Source organism: Nonomuraea indica (genome assembly GCF_002850745.1).
Lineage (GTDB): Bacteria > Actinomycetota > Actinomycetes > Streptosporangiales > Streptosporangiaceae > Nonomuraea > Nonomuraea indica.
Genome location: NZ_KZ559467.1, coordinates 464,398 through 487,582, shown reverse-complemented (window position 1 = coordinate 487,582; position 23,185 = coordinate 464,398). Strand labels below are relative to the sequence as shown.

Sequence of the window (23,185 nt, the reverse complement as noted above, 5' to 3'; positions counted from 1 at the left end):
GGTCAGATGGCACGCTCGCGGCCCTCCCAGTAGGGGGCGCGCAGCTTGCGTTTGAGCAGCTTGCCGTTGGGCTCGCGGGGCATCTCGGCGATGAAGTCGATCGTCTTGGGCCACTTCATCCGGGCCAGCCGCCCCTCCAGCGAGGCGAGGATCTCGGCCGCCAGCCCGGGGCCAGGCTCGATACCGGGCGCGGGCTCGACCACGGCCTTGATCTGCTCGCCCCACTCGTCGTCGGGGATGCCGAACACGGCCACGTCGGCGACCTTGGGGTGCACCATGATCTCGTTCTCGATCTCGGCCGGGTAGATGTTGGTCCCGCCCGAGATGATCATGTCGGACTTGCGGTCGCACAGGTAGAGGAAGCCGTCCTCGTCGAGGTAGCCGACGTCGCCGACGGTGAAGTGGTCCTTGAGGCGGCCGGCCTCGGTCTTGGCGGGGTCGCCCTTGTACTCGAAGCTGACGCCGAGCATCTTCATGTAGATCGTCCCGGGGGTGCCGGGCGGCACCGGCTCGCCCTGGTCGTCCACGATGAGCAGCTCGCTGATCGGCCACGCCTTGCCGACCGTGCCGGGGTGGGCCTTCCAGTCCTCGGGGGTGGCGAGGGTGCCGCCGCCTTCGGTGGCCGCGTAGTACTCGTAGACGCAGTCGCCCCACCAGTCGAGCATCGCCCGCTTGACCGGCACGGGGCAGGGGGCGGCGGCGTGGATCATCCACCGCAGCGACGACAGGTCGTACCGGGCGCGGGTCTCGTCCGGGAGCGCGAGCAGGCGCTTGAAGTGGGTGGGGACCAGGTGCGAGTTGGTGATCCGGTGGCGCTCGCAGAGCCGCAGCGTCTCCTCGGCGTCCCACTTGTCCATGTAGACGAGCGTGTGCCCCATGTGCAGGGCCGTGCCGCCGAACTGGGTGACGGCGGTGTGGTAGTTGGGCGAGGTGACCAGGTGCGCGTTGGGCCGCCCGGGCGTGATGCCGAACAGGCCGAGCAGGAACGTCATCAGCTCGGCGGCGTCGTCGGGGTCGAGCCCGCTGAGCGGGCGTCTGACGCCCTTGGGCTTGCCGGTGGTGCCCGAGGTGTAGTGCATGGTGGCCCCGGCCGTGCGCCCGGCGGGCGCGGTGTCCGGCCGCCCGTCCGTCAGCTCTCCCACCGGGCGGAAGCCCGGGATGTCCCCCGGTACGGCGAAGCGGCGCTCGGGGGCGATGGCCTCGGCCCCGCGCGTGCCCTCGGCGGCGTACCGGGGATGCGCGAAGAAGGCCTTGGCCTCGCTGTCGGCCACGATGTAGGCGATCTCCGGCCCGGTCAGGTGCCAGTTGACGGGCGTGTAGTACCAGCCGGCCTGCAGGGCGGCGAGATAGAGGACGAGGCCGTCGGCGCCGTTGGGCATCAGGCCGCAGATGCCGTCGCCGGGCCGCAGGCCCAGCTCGCGCAGCCCGTGGACGAGCCGGTTGCAGCGGGCGAGCAGGTCACCGGCCCGGTGCTCCGTGCCGTCGGGGTCCACGGCGGCGATCCAGTCCGGATCGGCCTGCGCCAGCCTCCAGAATCCGAGCGTGCCCATGGGGTCTCCTCGTCGGTGGTCGAGTCACCGGCCTGCCCAGGAAGGGAAAAACAAGAACAAGTTCTTATTTGCCAGGGCAGCGTAACCCGGGAAAGAAGACCAGAGCAAGCGCTTGATTACAGGGTTTCGCGAGGACCGGCCGGGAGTATGATCCTGACCGAACAAGCGCTTGATTCAACTCCTGTGGAGGCGTCCGTGGAGCTCCTGCCGATCAGCACCCCCCACTGCCGCGTCGAACGCGACCGCCACGTCGTGGTCGTCACCATGAACCGTCCCGAGGCCCGCAACGCCCTGTCCTCGGACATGCTGGTCGGCCTCGCCTCCGCCTGGGCGTACGTGTCGGCCGAGCACGACGTCCGGGTGGCCGTGCTGACCGGTGCCGAGGGCACCTTCTGCGCGGGCGCCGACCTGAAGGCCATGGGACAGCCGTCCGACGACCCCGAGGTGCAGGCCCGCGCCGCCCGCATCCCCAACTTCCACTGGAAGGGCCTGCTGCGCGAGGACCTGCCCACCAAGCCGATCGTCTGCGCGGTGGAGGGCCACGCGGTGGCGGGCGGCACCGAGCTGCTCGTCGGCACGGACCTGCGGATCGTGGCGGAGTCGGCCACGCTGGGGCTGTTCGAGGCCAAGCGGGCGCTGTTCCCCATGGGCGGCAGCGCCGTCCGGCTGCCCCGCCAGATCCCGTACTGCCACGCCATGGACCTCCTCCTCACCGGCCGCGCCGTGACCGCCGCCGAGGCCCTGTCGATGGGACTGGTCAACCGGGTGGTGCCCGACGGGCGGGCGCTCGCCGTGGCCCTGGAGGTCGCCGCCGACGTGGCCGCCTCGGGCCCGCTCGCCGTCCAGGCCATCCTGCGCACCTACCGCGACACGCTCGGCATGCCGGAGCCGGAGGCGCTCAAGGTCTCGGACGACCTCGGCTGGCCGGTGATCGGCTCAGCCGACGCCCGCGAGGGCACCCGCGCCTTCAAGGAGAAGCGCCCCGCCACCTACGAGGGCCACTGATCCGTAGCACCTGGGGCTACACAGCGCTACAGTGGAGGTATGAAGGTCATCACGCAACGGGAGTTCCGCAACGACTCCGCTGCCGTCATGAATCAGGTTGAAGCAGGCGAGACCTTCCACATCACCCGAAACGGGGTCGAGGTGGCGGAGCTCCGTCCACTGCCGCGCCACCGCCGGCTCAGCGCCGAAGCGCTCGTGGCGAAGCATCGACAGCTCCCCCAGGTCGACTACGCCGCCATGCGCCGCGAGGCGGACGACGTCTTCGGCGGCGAGGAGATCATCGGCGAGGATCCCTGGGAGCGGCGCCGTGCCTGAGCGGCACCCCCGAGGAGTCATCGACACCTGCGTCTTCATCGACCTGGCCGACCTCTCCGCGGACGCCCTTCCGGCACTCCCGGAGATCACGGCCATCACGCTCGCCGAACTGCACCAGGGTGTCGCGATGGCCAAGTCGGCGGCCGTCAGGGCCGCCCGCCTGGAGAAGCTGGGTTCCGCCGTGGGCGACTTCGAGCCGCTCCCCTTCGACGCCGACGCCGCGTCCCGATACGGGAGCCTCGTCGCCCTCACGCTCGCGGCCAAGCGCGACCCCCGGCCACGGCGCGTCGATCTGATGATCGCGGCCATCGCGTCCAGCCGGGGGCTGCCCCTCTATACGCGGACCACCGACGACTTCGCCGGCCTGGAGGATCTGCTGACCGTCGTTCCCGTGTGAGGTCAGGCGTCCGTGAGGCGGCCGAGGCGTTCCAGGGCCTCGGTGTACTCCTCCACGAGGGCGTACATGACGTCGCGGGTGGAGCGCACCTGGTTGGTGATGCCGATGATCTGCCCGGCCGGGAAGGTGGCAAGCTCGGCGGCGTCGGAGCGGCCGATGCGGCGCAGGGCGTCGGACACCAGCATGAACTGCAGCGGCATCGGCAGCGTCCCCGGCGACTCCTGCGACTCCCACGCGTCGGTCCACTCGTTCCTGAGCAGCCGGGCCGGCTTGCCGGTCCAGCTGCGGGAGCGGACCGTGTCCCGGGAGGTGGCCTGCAGGATGCGGCGCCTGGCCATCTCGGGCGTGTCGGCCTCCTCGACCGTCAGCCACAGGGAGCCGGTCCAGACGCCCTCCGCGCCCAGCGCCATGCCGGCCGCCATCTGGCGGCCGTTGCCGATGCCCCCGGCGGCGAGCACCGGCACGTCCACGGCGTCCACGACCTGGGGGATGAGCACCATGGTGGTGATCTCGCCCGTGTGCCCGCCCGCCTCGGTGCCCTGGGCGACGACGACGTCCACCCCTACCTCGACCTGCTTGAGCGCGTGGCGCGGGGTGGAGGCGAGGGCGGCGACCTTCACGCCGTGGGTGTGGGCCAGCTCGACGACGTCGGCCGGGGGCGGGCCGAGCGCGTTGGCGAGCAGCGCGATGGGATGCCGGAGCGCCACCTCCACCTGCGGGCGGGCCGTGGCGTCGGTCCAGCCGAGCAGGACCTTGCCCGCGTCGGCGTCGGACGACAGCGGCGGCACCCCGTGGGAGGCCAGCAGGTCCTCCACGAAGCGCCGGTGCCCCTCGGGGATCATCGCCTGCAACCGCCCGACCAGCTCGTCGGCGGCGAACTCGGCTCCTTCGTAGGAGGCGGGCATGACCACGTCGACCCCGTAGGGCCTGCCGTCGACGTGGTCGTCGATCCACTTGAGCTCCGTCTCGAGCTCTTCGGGGGTGAAGTAGAGGGCTCCCAGCACCCCCATCCCGCCGGCCCGGCTGACCGCCGCCACCACGTCGCGGCAGTGGCTGAAGGCGAAGATGGGCAACTCGATTCCGAACATGTCCGTGACACGTGTCCGCATGGCCCGAGAATACGTCCGCAGAACGGCGAACTGCAACGCGTTCTACTCTAGAACCTTCCGTCGGTACCGACCAGTAACATGCAATGAGAACACGTTCTAGTTACTGACCGTGACAACCCCGGGAACGAGAAAGGGCCCGCACGGGGGCGGGCCCTCGGGAGCTCGGGCGGTCAGGTCGTGCTGCGGCGGCCCAGCAGGACGCCGAGCAGCACCAGGGCGACGCCCACGACGAGCGACACCAGCGGGATGACGTTCGTCAGCAGGTTGATCTGGCTCTTGCCCTCCTGGGCCGACGTCACGAGCTCGTCCACGGTCTTGTCGGTCATCTTGGCGGTGGCGACGAAGGCCGGCGAGCGCTCGACGCCGTCCTGGGTCTTCAGCACCTCGTGCCGCTGCTGCTCCTGCTTGACCGGGGCGCCGGTGACGGGCTCGATCCAGTAGGTGACCTTGCCGTCGTACCAGCGGTCCACCTGCACGTCACCGGAGTCGTCCATGCCCAGCACGGAGGCCGGCGCGGTCAGGGTCTGCGTCTTGGTGGGCGGCACCGTCTGCTCGAAGACGTAGACGGGCAGGCCGTTGACGGAGTCCTCGCGGACGAACTGGGCGTCGAACGCCTTCTGGGCGGTGGAGTTGAAGACCTTGTAGGTCTTCTGCTCGGTGCCGAAGGGGAACTTGTAGATCTGGCCCTCCAGCGTCACGGGGGCCTTGCCGACGTTGACGCCGCAGCAGTTGAGCCCCTCACCGGTGTACTTGTCGAAGGCGCTGCGCCGCTCGCTCAGGTCGATCTGGCGCCGGCCGTTGGTGACGTCGTTGACCACGGTGGCCTCGTCCCAGACCACCCGGCTGGAGTCGGCCTCCTTCACGTCGCCGCGGGTGGTGACGATGATGTCCAGGTCGGCGGTGAGCACCTTGAGGTCCTGGCGCGAGAAGTACTGGGCCCCCTTGGCCTCCAGGCGCGAGATGCCGAACTGGTCCGCCGGGGCTGAGATGATCTTCTCTGCCGCCCAGAACTTCAGCAACGGCGCCAGCGCGATGAAGAAGGCGCCGACCCCGATGAGGACGAGCGTGGAGATACGACCCATCAAAGGCCTCCGCGATCCCTAGAACCTGTTGTCGTCTTGCCGATACGTCCGGCATCAAAGTATGACAGTGAGTGACATGCGTCACCGGCCGGTACGGAGCCGCAATCAAATTGATAGAAACAGGTTCTATCGTGGCTTCCCTATGAAAGCGGGAACTATGTCCAGGCGAGCCGACCTGGCGCGGTCCATCCGGCTGTTCCGGGCGTTCCGCTCCGAGCAGAGCGACGGCCACGGGTACTACACGACCCTGGCGGCCGACACCGCGGCGCTGCTGCGGCAGTACACGGACCTCGCCGACCGGCTGGTGCTGGACGTGGGCGGCGGTCCTGGCTACTTCGCCACGGAGTTCCGCCGCCACGGCGCGCGGTGCCTGTGCGTGGACGTGGACGCGGGAGAGCTGGCGGGCCAGGGCGCGCCCGGCGGCGGTCTGCTGGGCAGCGCCCTCGACCTGCCGCTGCGCGACTGCGCCGTGGACGTCTGCTTCTCCTCCAACGTGCTGGAGCACGTGCCCGACCCGTGGCGGATGGCCGCGGAGATGGTCCGGGTGACCAGGCCCGGCGGGCTCGTCTTCCTGGCGTACACCAACTGGCTCTCCCCCTGGGGCGGACACGAGACGTCGCCCTGGCACTACCTGGGCGGCCACCGGGCCGCCCAGAAATATCAGGAAAAGTACGGCAAGCCGCCCAAGAACCACTACGGGCGGAGCCTCTACCCGGTCTCCGTCGCCGACGGCCTGCGCTGGGCGAGAGGCGAGCGGCAGGTGGAGGTGGTCGACGCCTTCCCCCGCTACCTGCCCTGGTGGTACCGCCCGATGCTCAAGGTCCCGATCGTCAGGGAGTTCGCCACGTGGAACCTGGTCCTGGTCCTGAGAAAGCGCACGCCCCCGAGTCCGCCCCCGCCGACGAGCCACGGCCCGTCGAACCCGCCCCGCTGACGGAGCCCGCCCGCAGGGACGCCGCTCTCGACGGCATCCGCGCCCTCGCCGCACTCGGCGTCTGGGTGCTGCACGTCGCCGGCAACACCGGCGTGATGTACCGCGACGGCATGTTCGCCTGGATGACGACGCGCCTGGGCATCGCCGTGCCGATCTTCTTCCTGCTGTCCGGCCTGCTGCTCTACCGGCCGTGGGCGAAGGCCGTCCTGCTCGGCACCCCGTCCCCCAGGCCGGGCCGCTACCTGTGGCGGCGCGTGCTCCGGGTGATGCCGGCCTACTGGGTCGTCACCGTGCTCGCCCTGGCCATGTGGAGCTGGAGCGCCCTCGACTGGGCCGACTGGCTGACCTGGCTGCTCCTGCTGCAGAACTACTTCGAGCAGGGCCGGGCCCCCGAGGGCCTCTACCAGATGTGGACGATGCCCATCGAGATGGCGTTCTACGTGGCGCTGCCGGCGCTGGCCTGGCTGCTGCACCGCTGGACACGCCGGGGCGGGCCGGCGGCGAACCGGCCGCTGCGGCTGCTGGCCGGCATCGCCGTCCTCCCGGTCGTCTCCGTGCTCAGCGTGGTCGCCACGCACGTGCTGGAGCAGCCGCAGCTCGCCCTGTGGCTGCCGCACCACCTCATCTACTTCGCCGCCGGGATGGCGATGGCGGTGGTGTCGGTGTGGATCAGGGAGAGCCGGGCGGTGGACGCGCTCGCACCCCAGCTCCTCGTGCTGGCGCTGCTGCTGTACGTGGTGCTGAGCACCGAGCTGGCCGGGCCGCGCACGCTCACGCTGCCCAGCATGGGCCAGTCGCTGTGGCGCATGGCGCTGGAGACGGCGGTGGCCGTCCTCGTGGTGGCGCCGTTCGCGCTGGCCTCCCGGCGCGACTCGCTGCGCCACCGCGTGCTCGGCAACCCGGTGACCGCCTACCTGGGCCGCATCTCCTACAGCTTCTTCCTCTGGCACGCCCCAGTGATCACCCTCTACTACAAGGCGACGGGCACCGAGGCGTTCAGCGGCGACTTCGTGAAGGTGGCGATCCTGACCTTCGCCGGCACGATGCTGGTCAGCGTGGCCAGCTACCACCTCGTCGAGGAGAACGCGCTGCGGCTCACCGGGCGCTCGTCAGCACCGGCTCCGCCTCCCGAAGCTCCGGCGTCTCGTCCGGCGGCTCCGGTTCCGTGACGAGCTGGGCGAACAGCACGCCCATCGCGGCGCAGGCGAGGAGCTGCGGGATGTGGTCGGCCAGCGGCTCCACGTCGGTCGCGTAGTCGCGCAGCGCCATGGCCAGCGCCAGCGACGCCGTCGCCCCGGCGAACAGCCCGGCGGCCACCCAGTGGCCCACCAGCCACGGCACGGCCCGCCGGGCGGCCGGCGGCCGGTCCCGCAGCCACAGCCCGGCCACCACGGCGGCGAGCGCGACGGCCATGCCGGGCCAGCTCGCCACCCAGCCGCCGAACGCCAGCCCCAGCGCGATCGCGTACGGCACCCGCCAGCGCGACAGGCGGGAGGCGGCGGCCGGCGCCGTCTCCAGCACGTGCTCGGGACGCGGCCCGCGCATGACCAGGGACAGGACGGCGAGCAGGGCGATCCCGGCCAGCCCGAGCCCGAGGCCGAGCCGGTAGGGCCGGTCCGGCGTGTACTCCAGCCGCACGGTCCCCGAGGTGCCGGCGGGCAGCTCCCAGGCCTGCTTCCAGCCGTCGATCCGGGCGGGCCGCAGCGTCAGGCCGTCGATGGTGGCCCGCCAGCCGGCGTTGTGGTTCTCGTTGACGACGAGGAACGCGTCCTTGGGCGCGTTGACCCGTACCTCCCGCACGGACGGCGACCAGGTGCCCGTGGCCGCGCCGCCCTCGACGGAGGCGGGCTGCTCGGGCAGCTTGCCGACGACGAGGTTGGTGATGCCGAAGGGGTCCCAGCCGGCGGCGCGCACCCGGTTGTCGCCCACCGCCAGAGCCGCCCGCGAGCAGCCGGTGAACCGCACCGGCCGCTGTTCGAGCAGGTCGGCGTAGGTGCCGTTGACCCGGGTCGGCACGGCTCTGCCGTTGATCTGCAGCTGCGGGCCGCGCCCGCAGGCCAGCCGGAACGGGATGCCCTCGGGCCGGCTCGCCGGGCTGACGCCAGGAATGATCAGCTCGGTGACCTGGAGGCGCCGCGAGGCGGCGTAGAAGCGCAGCGTGAGCCGGCTCGTGGTGACGGGCTTGAACGTCAGGAAGCCCCGCTCGTCCACCCGGCCGCTGCGCAGCACGCCCTTGTCGCCCGCCACGATCATGTCGAGCGGCTGCCGGTCGCCGCCGGGCCGGGCGACCTGGATGCGCGAGATGGTGCGCCTGCCCTTCCAGCTCAGGGTGAGCGTGGGGTCGCCGTCGTTGGGCGAGGGGATCCAGGTGGTGGCGGCGTCGGCGTCGAACGCCGACCGCGGCGCGACCACCGCCTCCTTGCTGACCTGGGACGACCCCTCGACCTTGGTGAGGTCGTCGCTGAGGCGGGTGTAGCGGTCGACCAGCGCCGCGTCGCGCAGCACGGCGGTGCCCCGCACGTCGGCCGGGCGCTTGCTGTCGCTGGTGAAGGTCCGGTCGAAGCCGGCGCCCTCCTCGTCGGGCCGGGCGAGCAGCGGGTTGCAGATCCACCGGTCGCGGTTGCGCATGCACTGCGGGCGGCCGTCCAGCCCGCGGTCCATCACGAAGACCTCGCCGCCCTCGCCGGGCATCCGGATCGTCCGGCCCGGCAGCACGCCGGGGATGGTGATCTCGCTGATGCCGACGCGCTGCACGAAGCTCCAGCTCTTGCCGTACGTCTCGACGACCTCGATCCGCAGCCAGCTCGTCGGGCCGCCCGGGGCGCGCAGCCACTGCGGGTCGTTGGTCTGCCGCACGTCCTGCACCAGGCGGCCGGCGGCGGTCTCCACGGCCACCCGCTTGATCGACTGGCCGAGCAGCACGTTGTTGGTGAAGACGACCTGGAAGCGGGGGATCCGCCGCTCCTGCGGCAGGTCGACGCGGAGCCACTCACCCTGGGGGCGGGTCCAGCCGCCGCTCTCCCAGCCGGTCTCGTAGTCGCCGTCCATGGCCGCCCACGGGCCCCGGCCGGGCGTGCTGAGCCCGGCGACGGCGTCGGCGTCGGCGACCGAGGAGGAGGCGGTGATGGCCGAGATGCCCTCGTACTCGGCGGTGGCGGCCTCGTCCAGCCATCCCTCGTCCAGCAGGTCGAGTTCCCTGACGCCGGTGAAGTCGGCCCGCCGGTCGGCCGGCAGGGTGGGCGTCCAGTTCGTCCGGATCTCGCCGAACTGCCGCTCGCGCAGCCGCAGCCCGTCGGACACCACGGCCGGGGCCTCCTGCTTGGCGGCGTCGTCGTTGACCAGCACGGGGCCGGTGCCGAGCAGGCCGAGGTCGCCCATGGTGAGCAGGGAGTCGGGGCCGCCGCGCACCCGCAGCGCCTCGCCGGCCGGCTGCACGCCGACCAGGTCGGCGGCGCCGGTCACCTCGTACAGCTCCAGCGCCGGGAACGGCCAGTCGACGGACTCGACGACGTCGTCGGTCAGTGCGTCGCCCACCTCGCCGCCGAAGGAGCGGACGCGGGTGATGCCCGGCGACTCGCGCAGCGCCTCGTGGATCCTGGTCGGCCAGGCCCCCTGGAGGTGGGCGCGCATGAGGTCGTTGCGTACGAGGAGGTAGTGCACGCCCATGCGGCGCAGCACCTCGGTCAGCCCGGCCGAGCCGTGGCCCGCGGTGAGCCGCTGGTCGATGGCGTCGAGCAGCCGGGTCATGCCGACGGACCCGGCGGCCGTGACCTGCCGGGTGGTCCAGCGGCCCCGGAACATCGGCTGCATGGGGTCGTCCATGGGCCGGCCCCACAGGTACTCGCCGAACTTGGCGCCGGGCACGACGAGCACGCCGTCGTCGCCGGCGTTCTCGTTGACCCAGGCCGCCGCCTCCTTCCAGTAGAGCGGCACCTCCTTGAACCCCCCGGGGGCGGCCAGCCCCTGGTTGAAGACGGGCAGCACGAGCCCGGCGAACGCCACCAGGGCGACCGCCCGCACCGGCACCCGGATCCGCCCGGCGACCGCGGCCAGCAGGTGGGCCAGCCCGAGGGCCAGCGGCAGCCGCACCAGCGGGTCGAACTTGCGCAGGTTGCGCAGCGGCGCGAGCGGCCCGTCGAGCAGCCAGCGCACCGGCTCGGCGACGATCGGCTCCAGCGCGCTGACGTGCCCGGCGACCAGCGCGGTCACGCCCACGAGGAACAGCGCGGCGAGGAAGCCCTTGGCGGGCAGGTCGCGGCGGGCGAGCCCGGCCAGCCCGAGGGCGGCGAGCAGCCCGGTGACGACGACCATGCCGGCGGCGGTCGCGATGGCGTAGCCGGGCGGCTGCTCGGCCACGCCGCCGACGGTCAGGTACCTGACCCAGTCGGACGCACCGCGCAGCACGTTGGTCAGCGAGGTGACCTGCGTGGTGGTGGCGGCGGTCTCGGTGTAGGGCAGGAAGGAGAAGGCGTAGCGGCCGACGAGCAGCAGCGGCAGCCACCAGAAGAGGGTGGCCACGCCGACGGCGCCGGTCCACCAGCCGAGCATCCGCCAGCGCGGCACCGGTCTCGGCCGGGTGAGGATGTAGATGACGGGGCCGACGAGGACGGCCAGCACGGCCACCGCGTTCACGCCGCCGCACAGGGCCACGGCGAGCCCCGACCTGATCGCGCCGCGGGCCCGCTGGCCGGTCTCGGCCGCGGTGAGCAGCGGGATGAGGATCCACGGCAGCATCGCGGCGGGCAGCCACTCGATGGAGATCTCGCCGAGGATGGACAGCGCGCGCGGCGCCAGCGCGTACGCCAGGGCGCCGACGATCCGGGTGCCGGGCGTGCCGACGCCGAGCTGCCTGGCCAGCCGCTCCACGCCGAGGAACGCCACGCACAGCAGCAGCGTCAGCCAGAGCCGTTGCGTCACCCACGGCGCGACGCCGAGCAGGTCGCCGAGGGCGAAGAACGGGCCCATCGGGAACAGGTATCCCGCGGCCTGGTTCTGGAGCTGGCCGAAGTGCTGCAGATCCCACAGGTGGGCGGCGCGTTCCAGCCAGCCGATCGGGTTCAGCGCCAGATCGATCTTGGTGTCGCCGATGATGCTGCCCGGCTCGGTGGTGAACGACAGGACGGCGAAACCGAGACAGCAGATCGCCAGCCAGAACCTGTGCCGTACCTTCTCGCTCACCGCTCCTCCCAGGCAGGCGGGGTCCGTCCCTGCATGAGGGCGGCCATGCGTTCTGCGCTGCGGTCCCAGCGGAACCGGGCCGCCCAGTCGCGGCACCGCGCGGCGTAGTCCCCGCGGCGCCCGTCGTGCAGTTCGTCGAGGGCCGCGGCGATGCCCTTGGCCAGGTTGACCGCCGCGTCGGCGCCCTCGGGCACGAGCCAGCCGGTCTCGCCGTGCCGTACGGCGTCGCGCAGGCCGTCCACGTCGAAGGCGACCGTGGGGACGCCCAACGCGGCGGCCTCCAGCACGCACAGCCCCCAGCCCTCGCCCTGCGAGGCGGTCACGTGCAGCCAGGCGGAGGCGATGAGGCGCTCCTTGTCCGCCTCGGACAGGTAGCCGTGCAGCGTGACGCCCTCCGGCAGCCGGGCGCGCAGTGCCGCCTCCTCCGGTCCGCGGCCGACGACGTCCACGGTGAGGGCGGGCCAGCGCCGCCGCAGTTCGGTCACCGCGTCGAGCAGCAGGGCGACCCGCTTGTGCGCGACGAGCCTGCCCACGCAGACCAGCCGCGGGGCGGGATGCGGCAGGGGCGGTCCGGCAGGTGTGGTGGTCACGGTCACCCCGTTGGGGATGATGTGCACGGGCCCGGTCCAGCCGAGCCGCTCGCGCATGGCGGTCACGGTGGAGGGCGACACGGCCACGCTGTCGTGCCGCCGGTAGGTGCGGCGCGCGGCGGGCCCCTCCAGGAACCTGCCGACAGCCGCCAGCCAGCGCGGCAGGTGCACGCCGAACTGCCGGTCGTGCACGTGGTGCACGACGCAGATCACGCGGGTCCGGCGGGGCAGCACCCACGGGGTGAAGAACGGGATGCCGTTCTGGCAGTCGAGCACCACGTCGAAGAGGTCGCGCCGGAGCAGCAGCCACAGCAGCACCCGCGCGTAGACGGTGAAGGCGCCGCCCATCCGGGCGACGCGGATGCCGTCGATCCGATCGGCGGCCCGCTGGCCGGGGGCGCGGGCCGTGACGAAGCAGACCCGGTGGCCCGCCGCGGCGAGGCGGCGGGCCATCTCCCAGGCGTACGTCTCGGCGCCACCGGCGGCCGGATGCCACGGATCACGCCAGTTGACGACGGCGACGTTCACGGATATCCGACGGGGTCGAGCGGCGGCTCCCAGCCGGGCCGCGCGGCGGTGCGCGGCTCGGTGCGCAGCGTCAGCCAGATCCTGCCGAGCTCCAGCAGGATGCCGGCGCTGTGCCGGGCCGGTGAGAAGCGCGAACCCGGCATGTCGCGCCACTGCACCGGGATCTCGTGGATGCCGGCGCCGCGTTCGGCGCACCGGGCGAGCAGTTCGACGTCGAAGGCGAAGCCGGGGGTGCGCAGCCGGGCGGCCACCTCGCGGGCGAGCGGTCCGTCGAAGAACTTGAACCCGCACTGGGTGTCGCTGACCCCGCGCACCAGCACCTTGGCGAGCGACCTGAAGCCGACGGCGCCCAGCTCGCGGATGCGGCTGTGCCGGTTCTCCACGTCGGAGAAGGCGTGCGCGCGCGAGCCGACGACCACGCGCTCACCGGTGAGCAGCAGGCCGAAGGCGACGTCGATGGCGTCGAGGTCGGTGGCCATGTCGGCGTCGCAGAAGCCGACGAAGGGCGCGCGGGTCTGCAGCAGCCCGGCGCGGACGGCGGCGCCCTTGCCGGGGATCGGGCACTCGACCAGGCGGACCGGCACCGGTCCCCGCGGCCACGTCCTGACGATCTCGGCGGTGGCGTCCGTGCTGTTGTTGTCGACGACCGTGACGGCGGTCGGGAACGGCATGCGGGCAAGCTTCGCGCACAGCTGCAGGAGCCCCCCGGGGAGTCGTCCTTCCTCGTTGTACGCGGGAATGACGATCTCGAGCAGTGGTCGTCGGCTCGTCCTCTCGTCCCCTTGGAGGGAGGGCGGCATGGCGGCTGGTTCTACCGGTCGCCGTAGTTGTAGAGCGGCTGGTTGACCGGCGTCGCCGTGGCGCCTGTGAAGGAGACGGTCGTGACCGTCGCCACGAGGGCTGCCACGGCAACGCCTACGATCGCCGCCAAGAGGATCTTCATCACGGGGGGTTCCTCCTCGGGCACTGACGCATATCGGGGGCGGTACACCAACCTAGAACCAATTCTTGCTACTCGGAAGTAGCTAAACGAAATCTTAATAAACTCAACGTTCAATAGCCCGTTTCGGGCGCGCCCGGCGCCACGGGGCCATCGAAACGATACAACCGCAGGTCAGGTCCGTTCACGATGATCCGGGCACGGTTCAGAAGCGTCGCGATTGAGGAGCGCTCCGCGGGGGTACCGGCGTCCACCACGACGTACCGGAAGCCCTGTGCGGCCAGGTCTGGCGAGGATCTTTCTAGTACACGTTCTATTGCGCGGGCCCGCTCGTCCTCGCTCGGCACGACCATCGTCCCGACCCGCACGGTGTCGTTGGCCACCACGTCGCGGCCGGGCACGGCGAAGAATCTCTGGGCCGGGTCCAGCACCGCCCGGCCGCCGTTCCAGGGGAAGCGGCGGTAGGACTCGAACGGCAGGACCAGGATGTCGCCGGGCTCGCCGTCACGCCGGATCGCCTCGCGCGCCGCCGTCCAGTCGCCGGGGTAGCGCACCGCCTCCAGCGCGCCCGCCGCGCCCCATGCGAGGGTCGGCAGGACGGCCAGCGGCACCAGCGCCATGACACCCGCCCAGCGCGCCCCCGGCCGAGGCTCCCCCGGCCGAGGCTCCCCCAGCCGGGGCTCCCCTGGTTGCGGCTCCCCCGACCGGCGCGCGCCCGGCGACTGGGCGGCGGCGGTCAGCAGGCCGAGGCCGACGGCCACCAGCAGCGCGAGCGGGGCGAGGAACTGCTGGGCGTCCCGGAACACCGCGAACCCGCCCCACACCCCGATCAGCCGGGCGAGCGCCGCCCGGCCCGGCTCGGTGACGCCGAGACACGCGATGCCGAACCCGGCCGCCGCCGCCACCGCCAGCCCCACCCGGAAGGCCACCGGCCCCTCCCCCACGCCTTCGCGCGCCACGCCCTCCCGCGCCACGCCCTCCCGCGCCACGCCCTCCCGCGCCACGCCCTCCCGCGCCACGCCGGCCTGCCCGGGGCGGCGCCTGCGGCCGAAGCCCGCCAGGCACGCGAACCCGGCGATCCCCGCCACCGCGAGCACCAGTCGGGCCACCGCCCCCGCCACGGTCTCGTACCCGGCGGGGACCGCGTGGGCGTTCCAGATCCCGCCCAGCGACAGCAGGCTGCCCACCGTCCCGAACGGCGTGTCGGCCCGCGCGGCGAACGCCTCCACCCCCACCCGGTCGCCCGTCACCGTCCCCGGCCTCAGCAGCGCGGGCACCAGCCACGGCAGGCTGAACGCCACCAGCGCCGCGGTCACCCGCACGGCCCGCGCGCGGGACCTGGCGGCGGCCACCGGCAGGGCCGCCAGGGCGGTCACCGTCATGGCGGCGAACCCGCCCACGGCCGCCGGCAGCATCGCCAGGGCCGTGCGCCCCCCTCCCGCCGGCCGGGGGCGCGCCGAACAGGCCGCGGCCACCACCCAGGGCAGCCCCGCGTACCCCAGCAGCAGCGCCCACTGCCCCATGAGCAGCCGCTCGGCCACGTACGGGTTCCACACGTAGAACGTCCCGGCGACGAGCCTCGGCGCGAGGCCGGGCGCGGGCACGAGCAGCGCCGCCCCCGCACACCCGAGCACGAACACGCCGAGCAGGATCGCCTTCTGCACGAGTTCGCCGGGCAGCACCGCCGACAGGGCCGTCACCACGGCGTCGCTGGGCACCACCCGCGGCGCGCCCCCCGCCAGCCCGAACGTGAACCGGGAGAACGCCGGGTCCGGCACGAACACCATGTCCTGGACGAGCACGAACCCCCATCCCAGCGCGGGCCCGAGCGCCAGGCAGCCCAGGGCCAGGCCGAGCAGCGCTGCGGCCGGCCCTGCTCGGAGCGGGGTGCGGAACATCCCGCTATGACATCACAACCACACAACGGGCATTCCGCATGAATGCCCACCTAGTTAAGGTTCCGGGCATAGGGGACAGGCCAGGCCGGTCGACGAGCGGGGAGACGGTGGGAACGCGTCCGAGAGAACGCGGCGAGATCGTGCTGGCCGCGGCCATCGTGATGATCGTCGTGCAGCTCGTCTGGAAGTTCGGCCTCGTGCGGCGGACGTACTTCCGCCAGGACGACTTCACCTTCATCGCCCGCGGGCTGGAACAGGAGCTGTCCTGGGACTACCTCATGCGCGTCGACTACGGCCACCTCGTGCCGGGGCCGTTCGCCGTCCACTGGGCGATGGGCCGGCTCGGCGTCTACAACGACGTGCTGGCGCACGCCATCACGATCGGCCTGCAGGCCGCGGCCGGGCTGGCGCTGCTGTGGCTGCTCAAGCTGCTGTTCGGGGCGCGCCCGGCCATCCTGGTGCCGCTGGGGCTCTACCTGCTGACACCGATGACGATCTCGTCGCTGTCGTGGTGGGCCGTGGTCATCGAGACGCTGCCGTTCCAGGTCGCGCTGCCGATGGCGCTCGGCTCGCAGGTGCTGCACGCCAGGACCGGCAGGTTCCGGTACGCCGTCGCCACAGCCGGGTGGGCGGTCCTGGGCATGGTCTTCTACGTCAAGGCGCCGTTCATCCTGGTGCTCGCGTTCGTGCTGACAGTGGGGTGGCTGCCGCGCGCCCGGCGCCGGCCCGCGTGGCTGCTGTACCTCGCCGTGATCGCGGTCTATGCGGCGGTCTTCTTCCGGCAGCTCTTCACCTCGGTGCAGCTCACCAACGACACGGTACGGCCCGCGCTGCCCGACCCGGCGGTCGCGGCGAGCTTCGCCTGGAAACTGCTGAGCGGCTCGTTCGTGCCCGCCGCCCTGGGCGGGCCGTGGCGCTGGCATCCGATCACGGAGGACTACGCCATCGCCGCCACTCCCCCGGCGCCGATGTGGGCCGCGCTGGGCGTCGCGGCCGTCGCCGTCGCGGCGTCGCTGGTCTACCGGCGGCGGGCCTGGCTGGCGTGGCTGACGCTGCTGGCCTACTTCGTGCTGGCGGACGTGGTGCCCGTCATGATCGGGCGGGTGGCGCAGCTCGGGCCCGACCTCGGCGGCATGGAGCTGAGGTACGTCTCCTCCACCGCCGTCGTGCTGGCGCTGGTCGTCGGGCTGGCGTTCATCCCGGTGCAGGGCGAGGAGCGGCCCTGGCTGCGGCCGCCGCCCCGGCTCCGGCACGCCTGGATCCCCCTCGCGGCGGCGGTCGCGGCCGGGTCGGTGTGGTCGGTGACGGCGTACGCCCGCCTGCCGCTCGGCGAGCACGTCAGGAGCTACGTCGAGACCGGCCGGCTGGCCCTGCAGCGCGCCCCGGCGGGGGCCGTCATCCTGGACGCCCACGTGCCGGCCAGGGTGGTCGAGCCGCAGTTCTTCTACGACTACGCGCGCGTCTCCAAGGTGCTCGGCCCGCTCGCGGCGGACCGTCCGCTGACCTGGGCCAGGCGCCTGTCCGGCCCGCTGCCCAACCCGCTGGCCTTCGATCCGGAGGGCCGCCTGCGCCCGGTGAGCGTCGAGGGCCTGACGATCCCCCAGCGGGGCGGCTGCACGCCGGTCCCGGGCCGGGAGACGCGCTTCCCGCTGCCCCTGCCGATGCCCCGCGGGGAGTGGACGGTGCAGATCGGCTATCTCAACCCGGCCGCCACCCGGCTCGCCGTCCGGCTGGGCGGGGCCGAGGAGACGGTCCCGGCGGCCAAGGACTTCGGCTGGACCTTCGCCACGGTCACCGGCGGCGGCGCCGAGCTGGTCGTCCGCACCGTGGACGGCGGCACCGCGTGCGTCGGCGAGATCAGGGTCGGTGTCCCGCGTCCCGCCAGGCACGGGACGCCCACCCCGCTCCAGCCGGTCACGGCCGGCCGCCGGTGAGACCCCCGTGGGAGGCCGGGCGCTGGGGCCCGGCCTCCGCCGCTCATCTGCCCGGTTCGGGATCCCGGGGCAGGCCGAGCATGCGCTCGCCGATGATGTTGAGCTGCACCTCGGTCGTGCCGCCGTAGATGGTCATCGCCCGGGTGGCCAGCACGGCCCGGTTCCAGTAGCCCGCGTCGCCCAGCGACATGTCGGCGGCCACCACCGCCGACGCGCCCAGCAGGGCGACGGCCGTCTCGGAGACGTGCTGGGCGTGCGAGGTGGACAGCAGCTTGCGCACCGAGGCGTCGGCTCCCGGCTCCGCCCCGGCGAGCTGCTTGAGCGTGACCCGCAGCGACAGCGCGTTGATCGAGTGCGCCTCGCACACCACCTCCGCCACCTGCTGCTCCTCGACGGGGGTCAGCTCGCGCCCGAGCCGGCCCACCAGCCCGAGCAGGTCGGGCACCGACGCGCCGGTGCCGCCGGAGCCGGACGACAGCGACACGCGCTCGTTCGACAGCGTGTTGCGCGCCACCTTCCAGCCCTGGCCGACCTCGCCGACGACCAGTTCGTCGGGCACGAACACGTCGTCCAGGAAGACCTCGTTGAACAGGTTCTCGCCGGTCATCTCGGTCAGCGGCCGGACCGTCACGCCCGGCGCCTTCATGTCCACGAGGAAGTACGTGATGCCCTCGTGCTTGGAGCCCTCGGAGGAGTTGCGGGCGATGCAGATGCCCCACTCGGCGACGTGGGCGACGGAGGTCCAGATCTTCTGGCCGTTCAGCCGCCAGCCGCCCTCGACCTTCTCGGCCTTCATCTGCAGCGAGGCCAGGTCGGAGCCGGCGCCCGGCTCGGAGAAGAGCTGGCACCAGATCAGCTCGCCGCTGAGCGTCTTGGGCAGGAAGCGTTCCTGCTGCTCGGGCGTGCCGTACGAGACGACGGACGGCACCACCCACGCGCCGATGATCATGGCGGGGAGCTTGACCCGGGCGGCCTTCAGCTCCTGCGCGATCAGCACCTGCTCCAGCGGCGAGGCGGCCCGGCCCCACGGCCGCGGCAGGTGCGGCATGACGAACCCGCGCGCCGCGAGCGCCCGCTTCTGCTCCACGCCCGCGAGCTCCTTGATCTCGGCGATCTCGGCGCGGATGGACTCGCGCAGCGGCGCGGCGTCCTCGGGCAGGTCGATCTCCATCTCCCGGCTGACGCCCCGCAGCGCCAGCGCCGCCACGGTGGCCGCCCATCCGGCGGACGGGCCGAGCAGGGCGCGCAGCGTCAGCGCGCGGCGATAGTAGAGGTGGACGTCGTGCTCGAAGGTGTAGCCGATGCCGCCGAAGGTCTGGATGGCGTCCTTGGCGCACTGCACGGCCGCGTCGGGCGCCATCACGGCGGCGATCGCGGCGGCGTACTCCAGCTCGGCGCCCTCGGCGCGGGTGGCGTCCCAGACGGTGGCGCGGGCCTGCTCCAGGGCGACGAGCATGCGCGACAGCTTGTGCTTGATGCCCTGGAACTGGCCGATCGGGCGGCCGAACTGGATCCGTACCTTGGCGTACTCGGCGGCCGAGCGCACGCACCACGACGCCAGCCCCGCCGCCTCGGCCCCGAGCAGGACGGCGGCCAGGTTGAGCACGCCGGAGCGCTCGACCCCCTCCAGCACCCGTTCGGCGGGCACGGTCACGCCCGCCAGCTCGACCTTCGCCACGGATCTGGTCAGGTCGAGCGACTTGACCGCGGTGACGGTGGCGGCGGAGGCGTCGAGCGCGACCCACTCCTCGCCCTCGTCGGTGGAGACGGGCAGCACCAGCACGTCGGCCAGGGCGCCGCCCAGCACCGGCTCGGCCGTGCCCGACACGACCAGCGCGCCGTCGCCGTCACGGGTGCCGGTGAGCGCGCCCGTCAGCGCGACGGCGCCGGTGAGCGTGCCGTCGGCGAGCGCGGGCAGCAGTTCGTGCCGCTTGGAGGCGTGGATCACGGCCCCGGCCAGCACGGTCGGCACGTACGGGCCGGGCGCCATCCGCTCGGCCATGGCCTCGATCGCGACCGCCGCCTCCAGCAGCCCATAACCGGACCCGCCGGCCTCCTCGGGCAGGTGCAGGCCGAGCAGCCCCTGGTCGGCGAGGCTCCGCCAGAAGGGCGGGCGCTCGTCTGCGGCGGCGCGGAGCAGCTCGGCGGGGATGTTCCGCTCGGCCCAGCCGCTCACCGACTCACGCAGCGCCTCGTGCTCCTCGTTCAACCCGATCGCCATCGCTACATCCTCCAGCAGGTCCCGGTGATGCCCAGAACCATATTCTAGAGAATGCTTCTACACTAGATGGGACGAATCTGCGCGGCGAGGGTGTTGAGGTCGCGCCAGCGCTTCCTGCCGCTCTGCGGGATCGAGGCGAAGAGCATGGCGGGCTTCGCCTTGCCCACCTCCACCACCGAGATCAGCGCCTGCGACACCTGCGCCTGGCCCGCGACGGTGTAGGTCACCCGGTAACCGAGCGTCCAGCCGGCGCCCACCGGGTTCCTCTGGGACGCGGTCCAGGTGAGCCTGGCCCCCGCGGGGTACTGCCGGGACAGGGTCCACGTGGCGGCGCGCACGGCCAGCCTGCGGTAGTCGGCGTCCTTCGACGGCTTGGGCGTCGGGGCGGCGCCCGGCACGAGCGCCGAGCCGATCACCGCGACGGGCGCGGAGGCGGGATCGGCGGCTTTGCCGGCGCGCTGGGCGCGGGTGAACGGCTTGTGCTTCGCGGTCCGCCACGGCGCGCCCAGCCGGGGGTAGCTGATGCCGTTCTTGGTGTCGTAGACGATGCCGGCCACCACCGACGCGGTGCCCGACAGGCCCGCCAGGGCCTTCTTCGCCGGCACCGGCGGCAGCGCGAGCGCGCTGACGGCGGGCGTGGCGGCGTCGGGCACGGTCGCCAGGCCGGCCACGTCGTGCTGGGCCGGGTCCTCGCCCGCCCCGTCGCCGGAGAAGATGGTGAACGTCAGCACGAGGGCCGCCACGGTCGTGATGGACACACCGACCAGGTAGAGCGACTTGAGCGACACGCGCCCGAGCAGGCCCGGCTTCGGCGGAGGCGACGTGGGCACGAACGGCCCCCGCGAGACCGGGCGCGGGATCACGGCGGTCTCGTCCTCGGCGACGACCTTGCGGAACGGGGTGGTGGGGGCATCGAAGGGAGGTTTCTGGTCACCGACGTCCGCCATGCGTCGAGATTACGTCACTTGGGTCGTTCCGTCGCACCCCGCCCGCGAGCTGAGCAGTGCGAACGGCGCAGGCGTGTCGTCGCGACCGGCCAGGGAAGGTACCTTCCCATGAGGAGGATCGCCGCGGCGATCGGCGCCGCCGTCGTCATCCCGCTCTCCGGCTGCTCGGCACTCCAGCAGGCCGGCACGGCGTCTCCCTCGCCAGTCCCCGCCACCCCCACTGGGCCCGCCCCCACGAGCACCGCCGCGCACCCGCTGGAGGCCACGTTCCAGCAGGTGATCGGCGACGTGCTGCCGTCGATCGTGCAGATCAACACGCGGGTGGGGCTCGGATCCGGTGTCGTGTACGACGCCGCCGGGCACATCGTGACCAACGCGCACGTGGTCGGCCGGGCCACCACGATGACGGTGACCCTCGCCACCGGGGGCGAGCCGCGGCCGGCCCGGCTCGTCCGGAGCTTCGAGGCCGGCGACCTGGCCGTGATCAAGGTGGACGACCCGGAGGGACTCAAGCCGGCCAGGTTCGGCGACTCGGCCAAGCTGCGGGTGGGCCAGATGGTGCTGGCCATGGGCAACCCGCTCGGCCTGTCCGGCAGCGTGACCAACGGCATCGTCTCGGCGCTCGGCCGTACGGTGACCGAGCCGCAGACCGCCGGATCGCCGGGCGCGACGATCGCCAACGCGATCCAGACCTCGGCCGCCATCAATCCGGGCAACAGCGGCGGCGCGCTGGTCGACCTGTCGGGCCAGGTGATCGGCATTCCCACGCTCGCCGCCACCGACCCCGAGCTGGGCGGTGGGGCCGCGCCCGGCATCGGGTTCGCCATCCCGAGCAACACCGCCACCGACATCGCCGCGCAGATCGTGCGCGACGGCAAGGTCACCAACACCCACCGGGCGGCGCTCGGCATCCGGGGCAGCACGGTGGTCGGCGCCGACGGCCGGCCGATCGGCGCGGCCGTCGCCAGGGTCGAGCCGGGCGGCGGCGCGGCGAAGGCGGGCATCGAGGAAGGCGACGTGATCGTGGCCGTGAACGGCGCGGACACGCCCACGATGGCCGCGCTGGCCGAGGTGCTGACCACGCTCAAGCCCGGCGCCCAGGCCAAGGTGGAGCTGCTGCGGCAGGACGGCTCCCGGGAGACCGTCACGGTGACGCTGGGAGAGCTCCCGGGCGAGTGACGGCCGCGGGGAGGAGCACGGCCGTCAACGGTGACGCTGGGGGAGCTCCCGGGCGTGTGTACGCGCGGATGACGAGCACGGCCGTCACTGGCGGGCGTCGAAGACGATCTCCACGCGGCGGTTCTTGGCGCGGTTCTTCGCCACCGGCTTGCCCTCGACCACGTTGGGCAGCTTCGGGCGGCTCTCGCCGTACCCTCGGGCCTGGAGCGTCACGCCCGCGTCGCCGAGCAGGCCGCGCATGGCCCGCTCCACCGCCTGGGCGCGGCGCTGCGAGAGCGTGCGGTTGTAGGCGTCGGCGCCCTGGTCGTCGGTGTGACCCTCGATCCGGACCACGCCCCCCGCGGCCTCCTCCCGCACCTTGGCGGCCACCTGCTCCAGGCGCCGCCTGGCCTCGGCGGTCAGCACCCACTTGTCCACGGCGAACAGGACGTCGCTGGTCAGCGCGAGCGTCACCTCGGTCCCGCGCCGGCTCTGGCTCTCGGTGCCGTCGAGCGACTCGACCTCGCCGATGATGTCCTCGACCGGCAGCACCAGGTCCTCGACGGTCCCCGTCACGCCCGGCGGCGGGGTCGGCACGGGGGTGGCCGCCGCGACGGCGGGCGCCGTCCCCACGACCGCGGCGCTCACCGCGACGGCCAGGGCGGCTCTACGAGATCGGGACATCGGTGATCACGCCGATCATGGGCATCTCGACATTGATCTTGGTGACGTCCGGCGGCGGCGCGGCGAACACCGCGTACAGCGTGGAGGACTCGTCCTTCTTGAGGAACTGCCCCTGCGTCGCGGAGCACACGCACTCGGCGTCGCTGCCGGAGCCGTTGCGCGCGACGCGGTAGCGCTTGGCGTTCACCGGGTCGATCAGCGACACGGCGTCCACCGAGAACGTCAGGGGCCCGGTGCTCATGCCGTTGTGCAGGTTGACGTTGCCGGACAGGGCGGTGACGGTCCAGTTGAGGCTGACGGTCCGGCCCTGCCGCTTGAGTGCGGTGATCTCGACGCGGGCCTCGCCGGACTGCCCGCCCCCCATGACCTTGGCCTCGCGACTGGCGATCACCTCGCCGCCCTGGGCGGGCTGCTGCGGCGCGGTGGCGGAGGCGGCCGGCTCCTGCGGCGCGGTGGCGGAGGCGGCGGGCTCCCGCACCGTCTGCGACCGGCCGGTCAGCGGGCCGGTGTCCTGGGACTGCCGTTCCTCGCCACCGGCGCCCTGCTGGCCGGGCAGCATCCCGCAGCCGGCCAACGCGACGGCCGCGACGGCCAGCGCGATCGTCTTTCGCATCTTCTGCTCACCTTCACTGGTCAGGGGTACGCGCCCGGGGGACCAAGAATGTCAGACTCTCCCATAACGCCTGTAATCACCTCAACTGCCCCAGTGATCCCG

At 72.8% G+C, this 23,185-nt stretch carries 19 protein-coding genes; 7 read left to right on the top strand and 12 right to left on the bottom strand.

The annotated features are described in order from the left end of the window. Positions 1-2: 2 nt before the first annotated feature. Positions 3-1,550 (bottom strand): acyl-CoA synthetase, encoded by a 1,548-nt coding sequence (locus CXR44_RS06320; protein ID WP_101783921.1) that lies wholly within the window; start codon positions 1,548-1,550, stop codon positions 3-5. A 195-nt stretch (positions 1,551-1,745) separates the two neighbouring features. On the opposite strand from CXR44_RS06320, the gene CXR44_RS06315 reads away from it, so the two are divergent. From CXR44_RS06315 to CXR44_RS06305, 3 genes are read left to right on the top strand one after another with little or no spacing between them, the layout of a single operon-like run. Continuing rightward, positions 1,746-2,555 (top strand): crotonase/enoyl-CoA hydratase family protein, encoded by an 810-nt coding sequence (locus CXR44_RS06315; RefSeq protein WP_219601685.1) that lies wholly within the window; start codon positions 1,746-1,748, stop codon positions 2,553-2,555. Positions 2,556-2,594: 39 nt separating this feature from the next. Then, a complete protein-coding gene (locus tag CXR44_RS06310; RefSeq protein WP_101783919.1) occupies positions 2,595-2,870 on the top strand; it encodes a type II toxin-antitoxin system Phd/YefM family antitoxin in 276 nt (91 codons plus the stop codon). After that, positions 2,863-3,267 carry a type II toxin-antitoxin system VapC family toxin gene (locus tag CXR44_RS06305; RefSeq protein ID WP_101783918.1) on the top strand — a complete coding sequence of 135 codons (405 nt, stop codon included), beginning with the start codon at positions 2,863-2,865 and terminating at the stop codon, positions 3,265-3,267. The genes CXR44_RS06310 and CXR44_RS06305 overlap by 8 nt, the downstream gene beginning before the upstream one ends. Before the next feature lie 2 nt (positions 3,268-3,269). Here the strand turns inward: CXR44_RS06305 and CXR44_RS06300 are convergent, their stop codons facing one another. Next, positions 3,270-4,376 (bottom strand): NAD(P)H-dependent flavin oxidoreductase, encoded by a 1,107-nt coding sequence (locus CXR44_RS06300; RefSeq protein ID WP_101783917.1) that lies wholly within the window; start codon positions 4,374-4,376, stop codon positions 3,270-3,272. 170 nt (positions 4,377-4,546) lie between these two features. Continuing rightward, a complete protein-coding gene (gene pgfA, locus CXR44_RS06295; protein WP_101783916.1) occupies positions 4,547-5,458 on the bottom strand; it encodes a cell envelope lipid trafficking protein PgfA in 912 nt (303 codons plus the stop codon). Positions 5,459-5,600: 142 nt separating this feature from the next. On the opposite strand from pgfA, the gene CXR44_RS06290 reads away from it, so the two are divergent. Both CXR44_RS06290 and CXR44_RS06285 read left to right on the top strand, forming a co-directional pair. After that, positions 5,601-6,392, top strand: coding sequence for a class I SAM-dependent methyltransferase (locus CXR44_RS06290; RefSeq protein WP_101783915.1), 792 nt, complete (start codon positions 5,601-5,603; stop codon positions 6,390-6,392). Continuing rightward, positions 6,305-7,561, top strand: a complete 1,257-nt coding sequence (locus tag CXR44_RS06285) for an acyltransferase family protein (protein ID WP_180903201.1) — start codon at positions 6,305-6,307, stop codon at positions 7,559-7,561. The genes CXR44_RS06290 and CXR44_RS06285 overlap by 88 nt, the downstream gene beginning before the upstream one ends. Here CXR44_RS06285 and CXR44_RS06280 read toward each other — a convergent pair. The 5 genes from CXR44_RS06280 to CXR44_RS06265 form a co-directional block, all read right to left on the bottom strand. Continuing rightward, a complete protein-coding gene (locus tag CXR44_RS06280; protein ID WP_180903200.1) occupies positions 7,488-11,570 on the bottom strand; it encodes an alpha-(1->3)-arabinofuranosyltransferase domain-containing protein in 4,083 nt (1,360 codons plus the stop codon). The genes CXR44_RS06285 and CXR44_RS06280 overlap by 74 nt on opposite strands. After that, entirely contained in the window at positions 11,567-12,688 is a 1,122-nt protein-coding gene (locus CXR44_RS06275; RefSeq protein ID WP_101783912.1) for a glycosyltransferase family 4 protein, read from the bottom strand. The genes CXR44_RS06280 and CXR44_RS06275 overlap by 4 nt, the downstream gene beginning before the upstream one ends. Beyond that, on the bottom strand, positions 12,685-13,488 hold the full coding sequence (locus CXR44_RS06270) for a glycosyltransferase (RefSeq protein ID WP_101783911.1): 804 nt from the start codon (positions 13,486-13,488) through the stop codon (positions 12,685-12,687). Before CXR44_RS06270 ends, CXR44_RS06275 begins: the two co-directional genes overlap by 4 nt. Before the next feature lie 11 nt (positions 13,489-13,499). Next, positions 13,500-13,634 (bottom strand): hypothetical protein, encoded by a 135-nt coding sequence (locus CXR44_RS41620; RefSeq protein WP_281260254.1) that lies wholly within the window; start codon positions 13,632-13,634, stop codon positions 13,500-13,502. Between the two features lie 107 nt (positions 13,635-13,741). Next, complete coding sequence (locus CXR44_RS06265; protein ID WP_101783910.1) at positions 13,742-15,526, bottom strand: MmpA family trehalose lipid delivery protein; 1,785 nt, start codon at positions 15,524-15,526, stop codon at positions 13,742-13,744. Between the two features lie 107 nt (positions 15,527-15,633). On the opposite strand from CXR44_RS06265, the gene CXR44_RS06260 reads away from it, so the two are divergent. After that, the gene (locus tag CXR44_RS06260; protein ID WP_101783909.1) at positions 15,634-17,460 is read left to right on the top strand and encodes a hypothetical protein; all 1,827 of its coding nucleotides are present in this window, start codon (positions 15,634-15,636) and stop codon (positions 17,458-17,460) included. Positions 17,461-17,503: 43 nt separating this feature from the next. Here the strand turns inward: CXR44_RS06260 and CXR44_RS06255 are convergent, their stop codons facing one another. Together CXR44_RS06255 and CXR44_RS06250 are read right to left on the bottom strand one after the other, a co-directional pair. Continuing rightward, positions 17,504-19,681: an acyl-CoA dehydrogenase family protein gene (locus CXR44_RS06255; protein ID WP_101783908.1), complete on the bottom strand. Its 2,178-nt coding sequence runs from the start codon at positions 19,679-19,681 to the stop codon at positions 17,504-17,506. A 62-nt stretch (positions 19,682-19,743) separates the two neighbouring features. Beyond that, a complete protein-coding gene (locus CXR44_RS06250; RefSeq protein ID WP_101783907.1) occupies positions 19,744-20,628 on the bottom strand; it encodes a hypothetical protein in 885 nt (294 codons plus the stop codon). 108 nt (positions 20,629-20,736) lie between these two features. Here CXR44_RS06250 and CXR44_RS06245 point away from each other — a divergent pair, with 108 nt between their 5' ends. Next, positions 20,737-21,807, top strand: a complete 1,071-nt coding sequence (locus CXR44_RS06245; protein ID WP_101783906.1) for a S1C family serine protease — start codon at positions 20,737-20,739, stop codon at positions 21,805-21,807. Positions 21,808-21,891: 84 nt separating this feature from the next. Here CXR44_RS06245 and CXR44_RS06240 read toward each other — a convergent pair whose 3' ends face one another. Next, complete coding sequence (locus CXR44_RS06240) at positions 21,892-22,470, bottom strand: OmpA family protein (protein WP_101783905.1); 579 nt, start codon at positions 22,468-22,470, stop codon at positions 21,892-21,894. Then, positions 22,454-23,083, bottom strand: a complete 630-nt coding sequence (locus CXR44_RS06235; RefSeq protein ID WP_101783904.1) for a hypothetical protein — start codon at positions 23,081-23,083, stop codon at positions 22,454-22,456. Before CXR44_RS06235 ends, CXR44_RS06240 begins: the two co-directional genes overlap by 17 nt. Positions 23,084-23,185: the final 102 nt, after the last annotated feature.

What these genes read in the sequence shown, in the direction of transcription:
- CXR44_RS06320 (WP_101783921.1), bottom strand. Translation starts at nt 1,550, where the DNA reads ATGGGCACGCTCGGATTCTGGAGGCTGGCGCAGGCCGATCCGGACTGG.
- CXR44_RS06310 (WP_101783919.1), top strand. Translation starts at nt 2,595, where the DNA reads ATGAAGGTCATCACGCAACGGGAGTTCCGCAACGACTCCGCTGCCGTC.
- CXR44_RS06300 (WP_101783917.1), bottom strand. Translation starts at nt 4,376, where the DNA reads ATGCGGACACGTGTCACGGACATGTTCGGAATCGAGTTGCCCATCTTC.
- pgfA (WP_101783916.1), bottom strand. Translation starts at nt 5,458, where the DNA reads ATGGGTCGTATCTCCACGCTCGTCCTCATCGGGGTCGGCGCCTTCTTC.
- CXR44_RS06290 (WP_101783915.1), top strand. Translation starts at nt 5,601, where the DNA reads ATGAAAGCGGGAACTATGTCCAGGCGAGCCGACCTGGCGCGGTCCATC.
- CXR44_RS06270 (WP_101783911.1), bottom strand. Translation starts at nt 13,488, where the DNA reads ATGCCGCCCTCCCTCCAAGGGGACGAGAGGACGAGCCGACGACCACTG.
- CXR44_RS06265 (WP_101783910.1), bottom strand. Translation starts at nt 15,526, where the DNA reads ATGTTCCGCACCCCGCTCCGAGCAGGGCCGGCCGCAGCGCTGCTCGGC.
- CXR44_RS06255 (WP_101783908.1), bottom strand. Translation starts at nt 19,681, where the DNA reads ATGGCGATCGGGTTGAACGAGGAGCACGAGGCGCTGCGTGAGTCGGTG.
- CXR44_RS06250 (WP_101783907.1), bottom strand. Translation starts at nt 20,628, where the DNA reads ATGGCGGACGTCGGTGACCAGAAACCTCCCTTCGATGCCCCCACCACC.
- CXR44_RS06245 (WP_101783906.1), top strand. Translation starts at nt 20,737, where the DNA reads ATGAGGAGGATCGCCGCGGCGATCGGCGCCGCCGTCGTCATCCCGCTC.
- CXR44_RS06240 (WP_101783905.1), bottom strand. Translation starts at nt 22,470, where the DNA reads ATGTCCCGATCTCGTAGAGCCGCCCTGGCCGTCGCGGTGAGCGCCGCG.
- CXR44_RS06235 (WP_101783904.1), bottom strand. Translation starts at nt 23,083, where the DNA reads ATGCGAAAGACGATCGCGCTGGCCGTCGCGGCCGTCGCGTTGGCCGGC.